The sequence below is a fragment of the Acidobacteriota bacterium genome (assembly GCA_038040445.1).
GTDB lineage: Bacteria > Acidobacteriota > Blastocatellia > UBA7656 > UBA7656 > Onstottus_A > Onstottus_A frigus.
Genome location: JBBPIG010000001.1, coordinates 117,141 through 133,449, shown reverse-complemented (window position 1 = coordinate 133,449; position 16,309 = coordinate 117,141). Strand labels below are relative to the sequence as shown.

Below are 16,309 nucleotides of genomic sequence, written 5' to 3'. Positions count from 1 at the left end.
AGCAGAAAACCCTTCGACGAAGGTCCAGCGCGTTTCAACTTCTCACGCCGGCATCTCATAAATCCGGTAGGTCTTCGAGCGGCGGCCGCCGATCAAATCAGCCGCCCGGTTCATCATCACATTGTTCTCCAGCACCCAACTCATTTCTCCCGTGGGAAAGCCAGCCGCAGGGCCACGGCGATATATCTCATCGAGCAGGATTCCACCCATGCCCAGGCTTTGGTACTCGAGAATGCCGCCCATCGTAATGACGCGGATCGAGTGGATCTTGCGCGAGTGCCACAACAGCTTGAGCAGCCCAAACGGCAGCAAGCGCCCTTTGATTTTCTTTAGCGCGCGATTGAGATCGGGCACCGCAAGGAGAAATCCAACCGGCCTCGGCTTTCCTCCGTCAGTCGCCTGCTCGGCGATCATGACGACACGCGGATCGACGATCTGCTTGAGGTCTTTTGCCAGATGGTCGAACTCTTCTTCGCTCATCGGCACAAATCCCCAATTGCGGCTCCAGGCATCGTTGTAGATCCGGCGAACTATCTGGACTTCGTTCTTGAAGTCTTTCATGTTGACGGTTCTAACGCAGATGTTGTTCTTCTTCCGGAGCCGCTCGGCAACGCGCTGGAGCTTGTCCGAATGGTTGAAGTAGTCCGCCGCGATGTCGTACGCGTAAAGATCCATCGCCTTCTTCATCCCGTAGCTTTCAAGCAACTTCGGGTAATAAGGCGGGTTGTAGGTCATCATAATCATCGGGTCCAGATCGAAGCCTTCGATCAGCATCGCGCACTCGTAGTTAGTCGAAGGATTCACCGGACCGCGAAACGATTCGGCTCCGCGCCCGCGAACCCAATCTCTCGCGGCATTCAGAAGCGCCGCTGCCGCCTGCTGATCATTCTCGACCTCGAAGAAACCAAAGAAGCCCACGCGTTCGCTATGGAATTCGTTATGCGCGTGATTGAGGATAGCCATAATGCGGCCAACGACGCGATCATCGCGCCGGGCCAGAAACATCTCGACGTCTGATGTTTTGTAGAAAGGGTGGCTCTTTGTGTTGAGTACGTCCTTTTGCGCGATCCTCAGCGGCGCGATCCAGTGCGGGTTGCCACGGTAGAGTTTATAGGGGAACTCGATAAACGCACGCCTGTCGCGTGAACCACGGACGGCACGGATTTGGGTTTCAGGGGCCGGTTGTATGACACGCTTTGAACTGTTCATTTTGTTGCGTCGGTCAATGAGATCACGGGCTCTCGTCGGCAACTCAGGCTGAACTCGTCAGGCCTTCTCGGTACCAGCGACACCGTAAGCGAGTATCATCGGCAGCGACCTCAGTTCTCGGCGAAGTGGATCAAGGACTAGCCCAAGCGATTCAAGCGTAAACGCGCCCAACAGCACACTGTCCCCTTCCAGGCCGAAGATGACGTCTGCCACGCCGATGTTATCGTCGTACTTGAAAAGAGCGCCTCCCTTCTTTCGAACGATCTTACTTCCGTCCGCCAAGCGAAACTGTTGCTCTGCGAAAGGCTTGATGCCGAGTCGTTCCAACGTGGGAGTTGGAACGACGGAGTAAACAGCCCCTGAGTCGATCAAAAACTCAAGCTTCTCTGTCACATCAGGGTTAGCAGGATTTCCTACTTCAACCTCTAAAACGGTCAGTCCCATGTGAGCCTCCTCCCGGCAACTGCGATCTCAATCAGAATGCGCAGCGATTATAGGTAATCCAGTGCCCGCGTACAACGAAACGCCGATGCTCTTCGACGCTGATGAGCCTGCGGGACGATCAATGCGTTCACGAAAGCTCACGTTGACCGGCTTCGGACGCGCGGCTAAGATTTTGTTTTCCTGACAACACGGAAAAGCTGTCATGGATGAACGTACTTTCAGAACTCTCGATCTCGCAGGGCTCGTCGCCCTGTTAGCGCGGCACGTTCAGACTCCGCTCGGCCGAAAGCGGGTGATGGCGGTCGTGCCTTCCACTAATCGCGATCACATCAATGTCGAACTGGATCGAACCACCGAGTGCGTCAATTATCTCGCGACCGGCGGCTCCTTTGGGCTTAGCGATGTGGCCGATCCTGAGGACTCCCTGGCCGAGCTCCAAGTTCAGGGGACCAGTCTGGAACCGCTGCAGATACTCGCGCTTCAGCGGTTGGTTGCCGCCGGCATGGATGTGCGAGACCAGTTCGCCGATACCGAGATCAAGAGCCGCTACCCTCAACTGTCGGCAATCGCCGGGCGGGTTCCCGATCTCAGGCGAATGCTTGCTTCGATTCGCGGCAAGATTCTACCCACCGGCGAGATCGACGACAGCGCCAGTCCAGTGCTGCGCCGCATACGCCGCGAAATCAACGAGCGCCGCTCGCGAATCTATCGCAATCTGGAATCGCTCATGCACGAGCGCGCGCCGTCGGCGATCCAGGAAGACATCGTCACCGTTCGCAATGGACGGTTTGTGATTCCGGTGCGCACGGACTCGCGCGGGCAGGTGCCCGGCGTGATGCACGGTCTCTCCTCGAGCGGCCAGACGACATTTATCGAACCGCTCACGATCATCGATTCCAACAACGAGATGGTCCGGCTTCGCGAGGAAGAAGAAATCGAAATCGCGCGCATCCTCCTCGAGATCACCGAGGCATTCAGAGTGAACCTCAGCGGCATCGCGGCTGTTGCCGATTCGCTCGCCGAGACCGACTTCACACACGCTAAGGCAAGGCTCTCTGCCGAATTCAACTGCGTGCGGCCTGAGATGACTGAAGGCTGCTTGATGATTCTCGAAGACGCGCGTCACCCGCTGCTCGATCACACGCTCAAGCGATCCGGCGGAAAGGCCGTGCCGATCTCGCTCGAGATGGATGACGCGCACCAAACCGTAGTCATCAGCGGGCCGAATGCCGGCGGCAAGACAGTCGTCGTCAAGACCGTTGGTCTCATTGCGCTGATGGCGCAGAGCGGACTGCACGTTCCGGCAACTCGCGCGGTGCTGGCGGTCTTCGGGCAGGTGCTTGCGGACATCGGCGATCAACAGTCGATAGCCGCGAACCTCTCGACCTTCACCGCTCACATGCGCAACATCGCCGAGATGGCCCAAAGCGTTTCAGCGCCCGTTTCACCGCCCGCCTTGATTCTGCTCGACGAAGTTGGCACCGGAACGGACCCCGACGAAGGCGCGGCGCTCGGCGTTGCAATCGTGGATTTCTTTCACCGCGCCCGAGCGACGACGATCGCCACGACGCATTACAACCCGCTGAAGACCTGGGCTTCGCAGGCCGAGGGAGTGCTGAACGCTTCGGTTGAGTTCGATGAAGTGACGTTGAGGCCGACTTATCGACTGATCGTTGGAGTAGCCGGCGCATCGGCCGGTCTTGATATTGCGCGTCGAATGAATCTTCCGGACGAGATCATCGACGAGGCGACCACCTTGCTGGATCCGGCTCACACTCAGGCAAGCGACTACCTCAAACAACTCAAGAGGCTCGTCGATGAGCAAGAGGCTTTGCGGGCGGCGCTCGAAGACGAGCGCCAGGCGACGGCAGACAAGTACGCGCGTCTCGATATTGATTTCGCTCAGCGAGAGACTGAACGACAAAGCGCATTCGAGAGCCAGCTTGCGCAGGTGATCCGCGACTTCAGCCTCGAAAGCGAGCGCTTGCTCAAGACCGTCAACGATCGGGTCACTGCCGCGAGGTTGAAGAAAGAAGCAGAAACACGTGGGGCAGAGCTACGCCGCTCGGCGGGCGTCAGGCTGCGTAAGCAAGTTGCGAGCGCCCCACACTCGAATGCCCCGGCCGCTTCTGTGGCGCTTACCGCCGAAGTCCAGCCGACGACCGGGATTGAATTTGAATTAGACCTCGCCGAGATACACGAACGCGACCGGGTAAAGATAAAGACGTTGGATCAAGAAGGCGCCGTTGAATCAATTAACGGCGATGAATACACGGTGCTTGTCGGCTCGCTGCGCTTTCGCGCGAAGCGTGATGAAATTCAACTGCTGAGGCAACGCCCGGCTCCGGCATCGAAGCACGCCGCTGCGCTGCCTCGCGGCGTCAGTGCAGATGTAAGCGTCGACGAGCATTTCTCACCCGAAATCAACGTGATCGGCGCAACGGTTGACCAGGCCACCGATCGCGTAGACAAGTTCTTAGACGAAGCGTTTATGGCCGGCGCCGAAACTGTACGCATAGTTCACGGCCACGGCAAGGGCGCGCTGCGTAGAGCAATCGCCGAGCTTCTAACCGGTCACGCTCACGTCGATCGCTTTAACCCGGCGCCCCCCAATCAAGGCGGCGCGGGCGCTACGATCGTGGCGCTCAAGAAGTAGATGTGCCTAGGTTCAGAGTTCAACCTTTAGGTTGCTCTTCGCCTAGGTTGCTCTTCGCCTACCGCAAGCTAAAGCTTAAACTCTGAACGTTTCATCACTTTGGCTGGTAGATCGGGGATCGCGCTGTAGCCGTCTGACCCTTCAAATCCTCGCCGTGAACGCCGTTGATATCTGCGTAGAAAGAAACCCTGCCTGTCTTGCCGTACATGGTTGGTGATGCAGTGGCGAAGAACGACTTTTCGTCCGCGCTAACAGTCAACGCGAACTTATAACCGCCCGCTTCTCCATCTTCGATGTCCCTGGGCACACCGCCCAGTCGTATCAGCTCCTTAAGCGATGCGTTCCTTCCCTCGAACTTCCGCGAGTAGATTATCTCGGCGCCAATGATGCGCTGCAGCATCTCAAACGCTTCTCCCTCGTTCACCAACATTCGAGCGTTGAAGAAGAAAGCGCGGCCCTGCGCATTCACCAGCGTCAGAGTCTCCTTATCGCCGACCAGCCACTCAGCGCCAATGCGCACGAGCCCAACCTGCTGAGGTTCATCCGCGCCTCCGAATTTCAACGAGACCGTCGCCGTCTCGCCGGTTATCTGCTCGCCGCTCGGCTCGATCTTGTCCGGAATCGCGGCGAACGTTCGCGCGAAGTCCGGCTCGAGATCTTTGAGCTCCGAAGGCGTCAGGCCGTCGATCGCGTTCCGATAAACGGATCGATGGAACCCCTCGACATAGCGCTTCTCTTTAAGCGCGCGATAGAAGCTGATGACCGTATCGGCAGGCGACCCGATTGTTTTCTGGGAGTGCGCTACAGCGGCAAGCGCTACCAGGGCGATGATCGAGATAACGGTTCGTCTCATGATGCTCCGGTTCTTTTGTTAATTGGCGATTGATCCCTGCGTGATACTCAGAACCAATTCTGGGGGGGCACCGCCGGGTAGCAGCACACTAAATATAGAACCACGCGTGGCTGTGTTTCAAGATTAATGGGCGAGGCAAAAACTTAAGTCTGTGCCCGTTGTTGAATCAGTACGGAGGTAGCACAGACTCTGGTCTGTGCCCGCGGTCTCGTCTCAACGAGCGCACAGAGACCATGCGAGCAATTTGCCGTTCATTCGTTCTCACTTCTTGCCGGCGCTTTTCGGCCCCATCTTTTGTTCTATAAGCTGCACGATATCCTTGTGATTGTGCTCTTCAGCGTAGGCGCTCGCGGTCCGGCCGCCGGTATCTTTCACCGAGGGGTCGGCCCCGGCATCCAATAGAATCTTCACAATCTCAATCTGCCCCGTCAGCGCTGCTTGCATCAGAGGCGTGTAGTTCCCCGATGTTCGGTGGTTCACATCGGCGCCCTTCTGTATCAGCAGCTCGACGGCTTCCCTGTTCCCCATTCCCGCTGCGTTCATCAGCGGCGTGACTCCGGAATTGCTGGCTGCATTCACGTCGGCTCCAGCTTCAACCAACCGGCGCAGCTCTGTGGTGTCGTTGCTGTTCACCGCGCGGAGAACCGGAGGATTCCCTTCTGCGTCCTTGGCATCCAACGCAGGTTGAGAGGATGCAGTCTGCGAGTTCTTGTTGGCCGTCGATGAGTTGCTGCAAGCAGCGAGTAAGAGCGCCAGGAGCAGCGGAAACAGTTTATCTTTGCGCATCGCGATTATTCCTTTCAGTCGTCCGAGGGAGTCCAGCAGCCGCATTGAACTCGGATTGTTATGAGCGATAAATCTACCATGATGGCGTCGCGGCCTCAAAAAGCTGAATAACCGCTTGCGCCGGTTGTGTACCGTAGACTGTCCAGTCTGCGGCGTCAATCCCATCTTGAGGAATACATCCGCAGACTGGACAGTCTACGGTACATCCGCCGGTTGGTACATCCGGGTTGACGCGCTATAATGAGCGACCCACATCAACCAATGAATCATAGCGAGGAAAATCATGGACCTCAATCCGACGCCAGCCGAGCAGCGCTTTCGCGATGAGTTTCGCGCCTGGCTTCATGCCAACATCCCTGAAAGTTGGGACCCGGCCGCCTTTCACGACGAAGACTCGAGGCAGCGCTTCGAATTTCTCCGCGCCTGGCAGAAGCAGATGTTCGAAGCCGGATGGGTCGGCATTAATTGGCCTAAAGAATATGGCGGCCGGGGCGCGACGTTGATCGAGCAGACAATCTTCATCGAAGAGATGGCCCGCGCCGCAGCGCCTTCGCTGATAAATGTGCTCGGGGTGTCGCTGCTAGGTCCGACGCTGATTGCCTACGGCAGCGAAGAGCAAAAGAAACGCTTTCTTGCACCGATCCTCGCCGCCGGCGAAATCTGGTGCCAGGGGTACTCTGAGCCAAACGCCGGTTCTGATCTCGCGGCGCTAAGGTCGGAAGCAGTTCTCGAAGGCGATCACTTCATCGTGAATGGCCAGAAGACGTGGACGAGCTTCGGACATTTCGCCGACTGGTGCTTCGCGGTCGTGCGGACGGACCCGGATGTTCCCAAACACAAGGGTCTGACCTACATGCTTATCGACATGCACAGCCCGGGAATCAGCGTGCGTCCGTTGAAACAGATGACCGGCGACTCGGAGTTCAACGAGGTCTCTTTTCAGAACGTGTCGGTGCCGGTTGAAAATGTTGTAGGCAAAGTAAACGACGGGTGGAAAATCGCCATTGCCACGCTGATGTTCGAGCGCGGAACGTTGGGCGCGAGCCTTCAGATCACCTTCAAGCGCCAGATCGAGAGACTGATTGAGCTGTCTCGCACTACTCATCGCAACGGCCACATGGCAAGCGACGATCCGATCATTCGCCAGAAGCTTTCGCAGATCTATGCCGAGATCGAAATCTTCCGGCTGAATCAAATGCGCGCGACCACCAGAATGGCCAAGACCGGCGTGCCAGGTCCCGAAGGCTCGATTCAAAAGATATTCTGGAGCGAGATGAATCAGCGCATGCAGCAAGTGGCTATGGAGATGCTCGGCGATTATGGTCAGTTGACGAAAGAGAGCGAGTACGCGGTCGACCACGGCCAGTGGCCGCATGCTTACTTGCGGTCCAGGGGAAACACGATCGAAGCGGGGACGTCTGAAATACAGCGCAACATAATCGGCCACTTTGTGCTCGGTCTGCCGAAGAGCTATTGATTCTTCGCGGTCTTTGCGAGTCTTTGCGTTCTTTGCGGGAAATCGGGTTTCGCGCAAAGGAAGCAAAGACTCGCAAAGGACGCGAAGAAGATCAGGAGATGAAATGGAATTCGAACTAAACGAAACTCAGAAACTCTTTCAGCGCTCCGCACGTGAACTCTTCGCGCAGGAATGCCCGCCGGCGCTTGTGCGCGAGATGATCGAAAAGAGCGCGCCTTACTCCGAAGCCGTTTGGAACAAACTGGTGGAACAAGGTTGGACCGGTTTGATCTTTTCTGAAGAAGACGGCGGGCAGGGGCTGGGCATGGTCGAACTGGCTGTAGCCTTCGAAGAAATGGGTCGCGCGCTGGTGCCGGGCGCGTTTCTGTCGACCGTCGCGCTTGCGGGCTCGCTGATTGAGAAGGCTTGTTCCCGAGACTATCGCGCCAAGCGGCTGAAAGCGATCTGCGAGGGCGAATCGAAAGCGACTATCGCGTTGCTGGAAGAGAGCGCCAATTGGAATCCCGATGCGGTTAAGATGGCCGCGACTCCGGTCGACGGCGGCTTCAAGCTCAATGGCGCCAAGCTTTTTGTGAGCGATGCCGGGGTGGCCGATTGCATCATCACGGTGGCTCGCGCAGGTTCGGACCTTGTGCTCGCGTTTGTGGATGCAAAAGCAGCAGGCGTAACCGTGAAGCCGATGCCGGGTATTGACGCGACCCGCGTGCTGTGTGCGGTTGAGTTCAACGACGTTATGGTTAACACCGAAGACGTGATCACCGACTCATCGAAGGCGGTCGTGGCGCTCGATTACGCGCTCGACGTAGGAACGCTCGCGCTCAGTGCGGAGATGGTCGGAGGAATGCAGTTGCTGCTTGAAGCTTCGGTCGAGTACGCCAAGACTCGCAAGCAATTCGGCAAACCGATCGGTCAGTTTCAAGCCGTTCAGCATCACTGCGCTAACATGCTGTTGATGACCGAAAGCGCGCGCTCGGCCGTTTACTATGCAGCGTGGCTCATGGGCAACGACCCGGAACACGCCCCTCTAGCCGTTTCGGTGGCGAAGGCGTACGCGAGCGATGGTTATCGCGAGGTCGGCAACCTTGCGGTTCAGGTGCACGGCGGAATTGGATTCACGTGGGACGAGAACATTCACTTCTACTATAAGCGATCCAAAGCTTCGGAGCTGATGTTTGGCGACGCAACCTATCATCGCGAGCGCATCGCAAGCTTTGTCATCGATCACGCGCGCGCGCCAGTCAAAGCAGCAAGCGAAGCGGCCGATTGAAGATTGAGGATCGAAGATTGAGGATCGAAGATTGAGGATAGAGGATCGAAGATTAGGCCATCATCTATCCTCAACCCTCCATCGTCAATCTTCGATCTTCGATCTTCGATCCTCAATCCTCGATCCTCGATCCTCATGAGTGATCCCACTCCACACCTCGAACGATTCGAAGGCTACGAGCAAGCCTGCCGGGAATTTTGCTGGGCGATCCCTCCCCGCTTAAACATCGCCAGCGCTATTTGCCGCAAGCACGCCGACGCCGTCGCTCGCATTGCGATTCATGACGTGAAGCACGCCGGAGCCAACACATACACCTTCGGTGGGCTCGATTTCTTATCCGACAAATTCGCGGCGGCCCTGTCGGAATCGGGTATCACCCCGGGAGACTCGGTAGCTGTCATACTGCCGCAGTCGGCTGCGCTGGCCGTTGCTCATCTCGGCGTTCTTAAGATCGGCGCGGTGGTCGTCCCGCTATCGATGTCTGCCGGCCTCGGCCTGTTGGAATATGCTTTGACGGACTGCCGCGCTAAAGCTGTCGTAGTTGACGAGTCGATCTACGGTAGAGTTGGAACTTCTCGACATCTGCCGAATCCCGCCTCTTGTTTTATAGTTCGCGACGACAGGCCGGCCAATGCGAGTTCCGGGCACCGAGACTTTTGGAGCGAGGTCGATCGCGGGTCATCAGACTTCGATGACGTGCAAACAGACGCGAACTCGACGGCCTTCATATTCTACGTCGAGTCGCAAGGTGAGATCACAGGCGTCGTTCACAGCCATCGCTCCGTCATCGGTCAGTTCACCGCGTTCGAGATGTTCTTCAATGCAGGGCACGAGGCCGACTCGGTGTTTTGGACGCCAGACGATTGGTCCTCGCCAGCCGCGGTGCTCGGAGTTCTCTACCCTGCGTGGTGGTACGGCTGCTCATTGGTCGCGAGTACGTGCGAGGGCCGTGGCAACGCACTGCGCTTGATGGAGCGCTTCGAGGTCACTCATGCTTTCGTACCTTCCTCGACGCTCAAGATGTTGGCTGAGTCTGACCCCGAACCTGACGAGCGCTCCGAACTCAAGCTCCAAACCGTGGTGAGCGAACGCGTGCAGTTGCCGGAGTATTGGGCGAATAGCGATTCGAGCGTGACGGTGAACGAAGTTTACGGCAAACCAGAAACCGGCTGGATAGCCGGAATGTGCGATCGCTGGTTCAAAACGGCGGTTGGTGGTTCTGTGGGACGGCCCGCGCCCGGCCGCCTCATTGAGATCATTGATGAAAGCGGCAACGTTCTTCCACCACTGAACGCGGGCCGCATTGCCGTTCACAAGTCCGATCCAGCTCTCTTCAGCGCATTTCACAACGCCCAAAAGAGAACTGCCGCAGCTTTCATTGGAGACTGGTTCCTCACGGGAGACGCCGGATACAAAAACGAGGATGGCGATCTCTACATCCTGCCAAACTAAGAAGCGTGGTAAGAGCGGGCTGGTTTTCAGGGAACGCCGCCGCCCCAAAACAATAACGGGTGTTAGGTGTTCGGCCGTGTGCCCAGAGCCTGACACCTAACACCCTTCGTAACGCCCGTCGAAGAGGCGGATTCTTAGAGCGTTGTTACGCCGGTTCAATAACCAAGCGGCGTGCCAGAGGGGAATTGCGGATTGCGCATTTAGCATTGCGGATTGATGATCAATTCCCATACCTCTAAGTCTAAGTCAAACCGAAGCCTTCCCTCTCAGACCGGCCGGCACAGCCGAGCGACCTGGCGGCCCCACACGATAAACGATTCAAAACTTTGAATCTTTCCGTGTTCGGTTGTGGGATCAGATTTCCCAAGTGCGCGCACCCGGTCAGCGCTTCAAGCGTCACCGCCAGCGGAGCCACCATCTCATGGAACATCTGACGAAAACTTTTTTGAGAATTCAGACAGCAACGAAAGAATGCGCTGATGCTCAGTACAACCCTGTGACCGTCGCACCACGGAAGTAATGGGCAAGTATCTCTCGGTGACCATGGCCGCGCTCGGCCATCACGGCCGCTCCGATCTGGCACAGCCCGACCCCGTGTCCCCAGCCCGCGCCAACAAGGGTGAATCGGGCGGGATACTCTGATAGGTGGCCGCGCACGGATCGAACTATGAACGCGGAGCTGTATAGGTGCGAGCGCGACAACGCGCGCCGAATCTCGAGTTCCTTGCCGATGACCAGCTTTCGTTTCTCGCCAATGATACGGAGCTTGATTATCCGCCCCGACTCTCCACGTTCCAGAGGTTCCAATCCGCGGATTCTCCCGAAGTCCACTCCGAGCCGCGCGCGCAGGATTTCACCAAGTTCCTCTTGCGAGTAGTCAACGTGCCATCGATAAAAATCCGGCGTCTCTTGATCGAAGGCCGGCACGATGCGCGCGAGAAGTTCCCCGGTCACCACGCCGCAGTATGCCGGTGGCGATGAAGTTATCCATGCTTCAGCGTTGGCTTCGACAGAGAGCGGCATCCGATAGCCGGAAGGCTCGCTGCCGGGCACATCGTATACCGAGCTTAGATACGGCACATCTTTGTCATCCCAGGCCGCGCGATAGATCTCGGTCATCCCACCGCAGCTTTTCGAATACCTCGCGTCACATATCTCACCCTGGTAGCCCAGCACTTCGCCTCGCGTTTCACGGACGGCATCAAACGAGGCTTGGGAGAATGCCTTCGAAATGCCTTGATACCTCTGGCAATGATCGTCGGCGCACACATCGAAGCCCTGATGGCTTTCGCGGTCGTACCAGCGAATGTGTTGGCCGGGCGAGTCGTTGGTCTGGTTAGTAGCTCGCTCCGATGTGCTCTCTGCATCCTTGAGCTGCGCCAGCAGCCAGCTACGCGATACGATGGCGTGAGCCCGAAGAAGCTCGGGCGGGCAAGACGCGCTCATCTCGGATGAAATCACGCTAACCAGATACGACTCGAGCGGCAATTCGTTGATCAGAGTCAAGCCTTCGCCATCGACTACCAAGTTCAGCGCGCCTTGAAACTGTTGTGACTCCTCGCGCTCCCAGTGAAAGTCGATGCCAATCTTGACGCCGTGGACGGTGAAGCGGCACGAATCGAAATCAGCGGGTGAGAGCGCAATTTCCGGCGCTGTCACCGCGCTGTTTCCTTGCAACCTCACCGCGCCGTTCGCGGCCGACGCCGTGTAAGCGCCTTCCTGGATCGGTTCGCCTCGAGCGTCGGAGAAAGACCCCTCGAGTACGAGCCTCACCTTGCTCACTCCGGACATGAGCCCGACTCGGATTGTTGGCTCTTGATCGATAGTCACCAGCCCAACTCCTCGGGTTCCGCCAACGAGCAGACGCCGTCGACCAGGTCGTTTACAAGCTCGTTGCTCATGCTCACTTCCGAAAATATTGCCGCGAGGTGCCTGTCGTCGATCTTTTCGAAGTGCTCCCGCTCTGGAACGACCACTACGCCGGCCATGTCTATTGCGCCGGGACTCACGACGAGGCGTGATTCCCCTTCGGCGTAAAAGCTCGCCGGGCGGTGCCTCGCCCGCGGGAACAAGTACACCGTCCACAGCTTTGGATCGTATGTGCAGATGATGTTGATCAAAGGCTCGGATCTGTCAGCCTGCGCCGCAAGCTGGCGGATGACTTCATAGACCCAATGCGCGACCTCCTCGGGATTGCCTCCGCGAAAGACCACGACGCTCCGGCCACATCCGCCGAGCGTGAACAGCTCAAAACTATTCCGCGCGGTTTCTTCGCAGTAGGAGCAGTCCTCGGCCAGCACCGGTTCGTCCTTGAACAGGTTTTCTTCGATCGGCAGGATCGCGCGCGAGCACGCTTGAAGGTGCAGGTGGTCAGGCGCCGACGCGCCACTCTCGGGCCCGTTGTACAGGACGAAGTAACTCGAGCCTAGATCCGCGGCAAGAGAAAGCAAGGCTTCAACGTTGCCTTCGATCTGTTGGGGCACGTGTTCGCGATGGACGATTGAAAGATGTCGATCCAACACGGGAAAAGGATTGCACAGGATGACCAGATCGTCGCCGTAGGCGATTCCCTTCTCTTCGGGTGGGAGGTTCTCGGCGCACAAAAAGCAGCGCCGATTCTCGACTGATGCTTTGTCTACTGAAGCAGCGGTGCTGCGAATGCGCCGAGCGTTGTGCTGAACGATCACTTCACACTCGTCGATCGCCACACGTTTGGTTTCGATCTGCGCAAATGCACCGCGGCCTTCGCCAAACACCGGCCACGTGTCGCATTGTTGGTCGATCAGCGCTGCGACCCGAGCTTCGAGACTTTGATCGGTTTCGTCCTCCTGATAGCCGCGCAGCTCTCGCTCGTCGATTATCTTGTCGTTCCAGGTCATCACCGGCTCATCCTCTTTCGCGCCAGTAGCTCGACAGTGCGCAGATGGTCCTTGTACGCGTCGTAGCGGTTTGCGGTTGCAAGCGGAAGTGCCGCGTCTGAGTTACCTTCCCATCGCCGCGCGAAATAAATCGGCTCATAGACGCGGCCAATCTCATACTCACGGCTGATCCGCAAAGCGACCGCGTAGTCCTCGCCGTAGCTCGCGTTGGGAAAGCCAATCTGCCGGAGCACCGGCACGTGAAACGCTCGCGGCGCGCCAAGTCCGTTGATCCTCATCGCGTTGTTGCGGCCGTTCTCACGCGTCCACTCGCGATGATCGATCAAGCCCGGCGGTATTTCTCGAAGCTCGAAATCGACGATCGTGTACGACCCGATGACCATCGCATAAAGACCTTCGCCGAACTTCGCGATAATCTTTTCCAGCGCGTGTTCATCCGAGTAAAGATCATCAGAATCCAACTGCACCGCGTACTCACCGCAGCGCAAAGAGTAGATCGCTTCATTCCAGCAGCCGCCGATGCCAAGGTCAGTCCGGGCAGGTTTGAGATGTATGAGCCTGTTATCCTTCGAAGCAATCTCTTCAAGAATCGCGGTGGTTCGGTCGGTCGAGTGATTATCAACGACGATGACGTTGAAGCCGAATGAAGCTTGCTGCGACCGCGCGCTCTCAACCGCGTCTGCAATCGTGCGCTCGCGATTGCGAACCGGGATCACTATGCTCGCTCGCACGGGAAAGTCTTGCCCGGTCCGAGGACGGGTTCGAAACTCCGGAGGGAGATAAGCGCCGATGCGTTGGAGATGCTCCGTCGCTACTCGCTCCATCTCGACCTGGTAGTCACGCTGGCGCTGATCGACATAGTCAAACTGCCGCTCGCCGCTCGTTCGGCGATCCGCGGGAACGCGGGTGTAGAGAGGCTCCTGAATTCGCAACGTCGTCGAGTAGACTGAGAGCTTCAGCCTTAGATCGTACAGCCCCGCCCACTTCAACGACTCATCCACTCTCCCGTAATCGCGAATCGCGAAGCCGGCTGCGCGTTTCGAGATAAGAATCATCGACCCAAAGTCGAAGCTATCGCGAATGCTGCCCAGTTGATAATCGATCAACGGATGATCCACTAGCTCACTTCCAAGATCTTCCTTGAAATCCGAATAGACCAGCCCCGCGCCGGAGTCTTCCGCGACCGCGATCGATCGTTCTACCGCCCGCTGTCCGAGTTCAACCGGCCCACCAGGCAACAAGAACAGCAGGTAATCGGTCGTGGCTCCATCGAGTAGTTGATTGATCGCCGGACCGCTGAAGAAATCATTCTGGACAACACGAGCCTTGCTTTGAGCCCCCGGGGAGAGACCGGCCGGCGCCGCTGACTGGTTACTGATCAGGACGAGCTTCGTCACGGCAGCGCTCGCGGCAAGCGACTCTGTCAGTGCGCGCGTTCTGGAATCGTTTTCGTAAATCAGGGCTACGGTTACCGTGGGCATAAGGGTCTCAACAGAATGAATCCCGCCATTTCGTTCCGGCTCATAAACTCACTCAGGCCTTGTTCAATCACAGCGTTGGCGGTTCGAGCAGCGTGCCTCAACAGAAGGTTCCCCTCGTGCTTCACCAACAGTCCCGTATGAAACACATCGAGGTTTTCCTTGGTCGAGACAAAGAATATCAGATCACCTGTTTCGACCAGCTCGGCAACGTCGACGCTAGCCTGCTTCGGAAAGTATCGGAAGGTCGCCGCCTTTGTGGGAAGCCCCGCGATCAGGTCAAGCGTACAGGTCTTCTCGACCGTAGCCGGAGCCTCGGTCAGGCTGGCGACGAAGCCGCGCTCTTCGTTGTTCCGAGCCCAGTCCACCATATAGTGATTGCGATGGACCCAATCAACCGTGCCGCCCTGATAGCGAATCCGGCGAATCGTGTCGATGAATTCATCGGTCGTTCGCGCGAGCGCCAGCGCAAGCACTGTCTCGATGTAAGTGACGCAGTCGAACGCTTCAAGAGACAGCCTCAACTCTTCGGGCAGGTCCGGCCCCCCGCCAAGCGAGCCTTCCACGTAAGGCCGGCCGAGGAAAAGCCTGGAGATGCGCGCTATGCGCTCGCCAAAGCCTGTCTCCGCGCCAAGGTTGATCAAAAACCGCCCGGCTTCGGAGCGGTCCAGTCCGGAAGGAGTCTTTATGTTATTCAAGGTCGCGTTTGGCTTCACCTTATGCAAAGACGGATGCATCGGCTCTACAGCACCAGCTCGCTATCGCCGAGTTGTTCCTGAGTAAGCCGCGTCATCACCTGCTTCAACGTTTCACTCGTGCCTGCGAGCACGAACTCTCCATCTTCGGACCAGTCGAACTTGTGACTGGACATGCGCGCTGAAACCCATAGCTGGCGTGTGTAAGAGTTGGGGCTCACGATGAACTTGCCCGGATCGCCCTCTTCGAAGTTGACACTTAACACGCCGCCTTCGACTTGCACATCGATGTCGCGCTCTTCGGCAAGCTCACCGAATGAGCGTTCCAACTCGGCTATCGCCTGCTCGGCGCGTTGCTGAAACTCTGCTTCGCTGATTCGTTCGCTCATCGGTCGCTCATGGACCTCCGGTCTGAACTGCGGCGGAGGTTCATTATAACGATTGCCGCGGCATATTGCTCGCGATGTAACGATCAATTAGTTGGCTGCTTGTCGGTGCGACAACCTCTCCGCTATGATTCTGAATTCTCGACTTCGACATTAAGGAGACAATATGGAAAGGACTCTAATCTTAATAAAGCCGGATGCTATTCAACGTGGACTCATAGGCAAGATCATCACCCGCTTTGAAGAAAAAGGGTTGAAGCTTGTCGGGATAAGATTCTTGAAGCTCACCGATGCCCTCTTGAAAGAACACTACAGTCAGTATGTGGACAAGCCCTTTTTCGGCGGGATCAAGCGCTTCATGCAATTGACCCCGGTTATCGCGATCTGTCTTGAAGGACTCGACTGCGTGGAAACTGTTCGCACCCTCTTAGGCATCACCAAATCGCGCCAAGCCGCGCCCGGAACGATTCGCGGAGACTGGGCCATGAGCATCCAGGCCAACCTCGTTCATGCATCCGATTCGGTCGAGACCGCCGGTAAAGAAGTCGCTCGGTTCTTTCAAGACTCCGAGCTATTCGAGTACGAATCTGCGCTCACGCGGACCATTTATTCCGAGGATGAACTCGCGTAGCGCGGCATCCGAACTAACCGCACTTCCCTTTCATCTCAGGCGAGTATGCTGGCCTAATAGAAAGAGTCACCGCACTCTCATCCCAGTCGCAAACCG

14 protein-coding genes are annotated in these 16,309 nt (G+C 57.3%); 5 read left to right on the top strand and 9 right to left on the bottom strand.

Annotated elements, in window-relative coordinates; all coding sequences use genetic code 11:
- Nucleotides 1-42: 42 nt before the first annotated feature.
- Both AABO57_00560 and AABO57_00555 read right to left on the bottom strand, forming a co-directional pair.
- A complete protein-coding gene (locus AABO57_00560; protein ID MEK6284212.1) occupies nucleotides 43-1,209 on the bottom strand; it encodes an N-acetyltransferase in 1,167 nt (388 codons plus the stop codon).
- Between the two features lie 57 nt (nucleotides 1,210-1,266).
- Nucleotides 1,267-1,653 carry an aspartyl protease family protein gene (locus AABO57_00555; protein ID MEK6284211.1) on the bottom strand — a complete coding sequence of 129 codons (387 nt, stop codon included), beginning with the start codon at nucleotides 1,651-1,653 and terminating at the stop codon, nucleotides 1,267-1,269.
- A gap of 202 nt (nucleotides 1,654-1,855) precedes the next feature.
- On the opposite strand from AABO57_00555, the gene AABO57_00550 reads away from it, so the two are divergent.
- A complete protein-coding gene (locus tag AABO57_00550) occupies nucleotides 1,856-4,309 on the top strand; it encodes a Smr/MutS family protein (GenBank protein MEK6284210.1) in 2,454 nt (817 codons plus the stop codon).
- A gap of 94 nt (nucleotides 4,310-4,403) precedes the next feature.
- Here the strand turns inward: AABO57_00550 and AABO57_00545 are convergent, their stop codons facing one another.
- A complete protein-coding gene (locus tag AABO57_00545; GenBank protein MEK6284209.1) occupies nucleotides 4,404-5,162 on the bottom strand; it encodes a hypothetical protein in 759 nt (252 codons plus the stop codon).
- A 261-nt stretch (nucleotides 5,163-5,423) separates the two neighbouring features.
- Nucleotides 5,424-5,948: an ankyrin repeat domain-containing protein gene (locus AABO57_00540; GenBank protein MEK6284208.1), complete on the bottom strand. Its 525-nt coding sequence runs from the start codon at nucleotides 5,946-5,948 to the stop codon at nucleotides 5,424-5,426.
- Between the two features lie 283 nt (nucleotides 5,949-6,231).
- Between AABO57_00540 and AABO57_00535 the strand changes: the two genes are divergently transcribed.
- The 3 genes from AABO57_00535 (at nucleotide 6,232) to AABO57_00525 (ending at nucleotide 10,144) form a co-directional block, all read left to right on the top strand.
- Nucleotides 6,232-7,425, top strand: coding sequence for an acyl-CoA dehydrogenase (locus AABO57_00535; protein ID MEK6284207.1), 1,194 nt, complete (start codon nucleotides 6,232-6,234; stop codon nucleotides 7,423-7,425).
- A gap of 103 nt (nucleotides 7,426-7,528) precedes the next feature.
- Nucleotides 7,529-8,692: an acyl-CoA dehydrogenase family protein gene (locus AABO57_00530; protein ID MEK6284206.1), complete on the top strand. Its 1,164-nt coding sequence runs from the start codon at nucleotides 7,529-7,531 to the stop codon at nucleotides 8,690-8,692.
- A 135-nt stretch (nucleotides 8,693-8,827) separates the two neighbouring features.
- Nucleotides 8,828-10,144, top strand: coding sequence for an AMP-binding protein (locus AABO57_00525; protein MEK6284205.1), 1,317 nt, complete (start codon nucleotides 8,828-8,830; stop codon nucleotides 10,142-10,144).
- Between the two features lie 483 nt (nucleotides 10,145-10,627).
- On the opposite strand, the gene AABO57_00520 is transcribed toward AABO57_00525, so the two are convergent.
- Genes AABO57_00520 through cyaY form a run of 5 tightly spaced genes read right to left on the bottom strand, consistent with a single transcriptional unit; the run spans nucleotide 10,628 to nucleotide 15,585 of the window.
- Complete coding sequence (locus AABO57_00520) at nucleotides 10,628-11,974, bottom strand: SpoIID/LytB domain-containing protein (GenBank protein ID MEK6284204.1); 1,347 nt, start codon at nucleotides 11,972-11,974, stop codon at nucleotides 10,628-10,630.
- Nucleotides 11,971-13,023, bottom strand: a complete 1,053-nt coding sequence (locus AABO57_00515; GenBank protein ID MEK6284203.1) for a DUF4922 domain-containing protein — start codon at nucleotides 13,021-13,023, stop codon at nucleotides 11,971-11,973. The genes AABO57_00520 and AABO57_00515 overlap by 4 nt, the downstream gene beginning before the upstream one ends.
- The gene (locus AABO57_00510) at nucleotides 13,023-14,504 is read right to left on the bottom strand and encodes a glycosyltransferase family 2 protein (protein ID MEK6284202.1); all 1,482 of its coding nucleotides are present in this window, start codon (nucleotides 14,502-14,504) and stop codon (nucleotides 13,023-13,025) included. The genes AABO57_00515 and AABO57_00510 overlap by 1 nt, the downstream gene beginning before the upstream one ends.
- Nucleotides 14,492-15,238 carry an N-acetylmuramoyl-L-alanine amidase-like domain-containing protein gene (locus AABO57_00505; GenBank protein MEK6284201.1) on the bottom strand — a complete coding sequence of 249 codons (747 nt, stop codon included), beginning with the start codon at nucleotides 15,236-15,238 and terminating at the stop codon, nucleotides 14,492-14,494. The genes AABO57_00510 and AABO57_00505 overlap by 13 nt, the downstream gene beginning before the upstream one ends.
- A 5-nt stretch (nucleotides 15,239-15,243) precedes the next feature.
- Nucleotides 15,244-15,585 carry an iron donor protein CyaY gene (cyaY, locus tag AABO57_00500; GenBank protein MEK6284200.1) on the bottom strand — a complete coding sequence of 114 codons (342 nt, stop codon included), beginning with the start codon at nucleotides 15,583-15,585 and terminating at the stop codon, nucleotides 15,244-15,246.
- Between the two features lie 163 nt (nucleotides 15,586-15,748).
- Here cyaY and ndk point away from each other — a divergent pair, with 163 nt between their 5' ends.
- Complete coding sequence (gene ndk / locus AABO57_00495; GenBank protein MEK6284199.1) at nucleotides 15,749-16,213, top strand: nucleoside-diphosphate kinase; 465 nt, start codon at nucleotides 15,749-15,751, stop codon at nucleotides 16,211-16,213.
- Nucleotides 16,214-16,309: the final 96 nt, after the last annotated feature.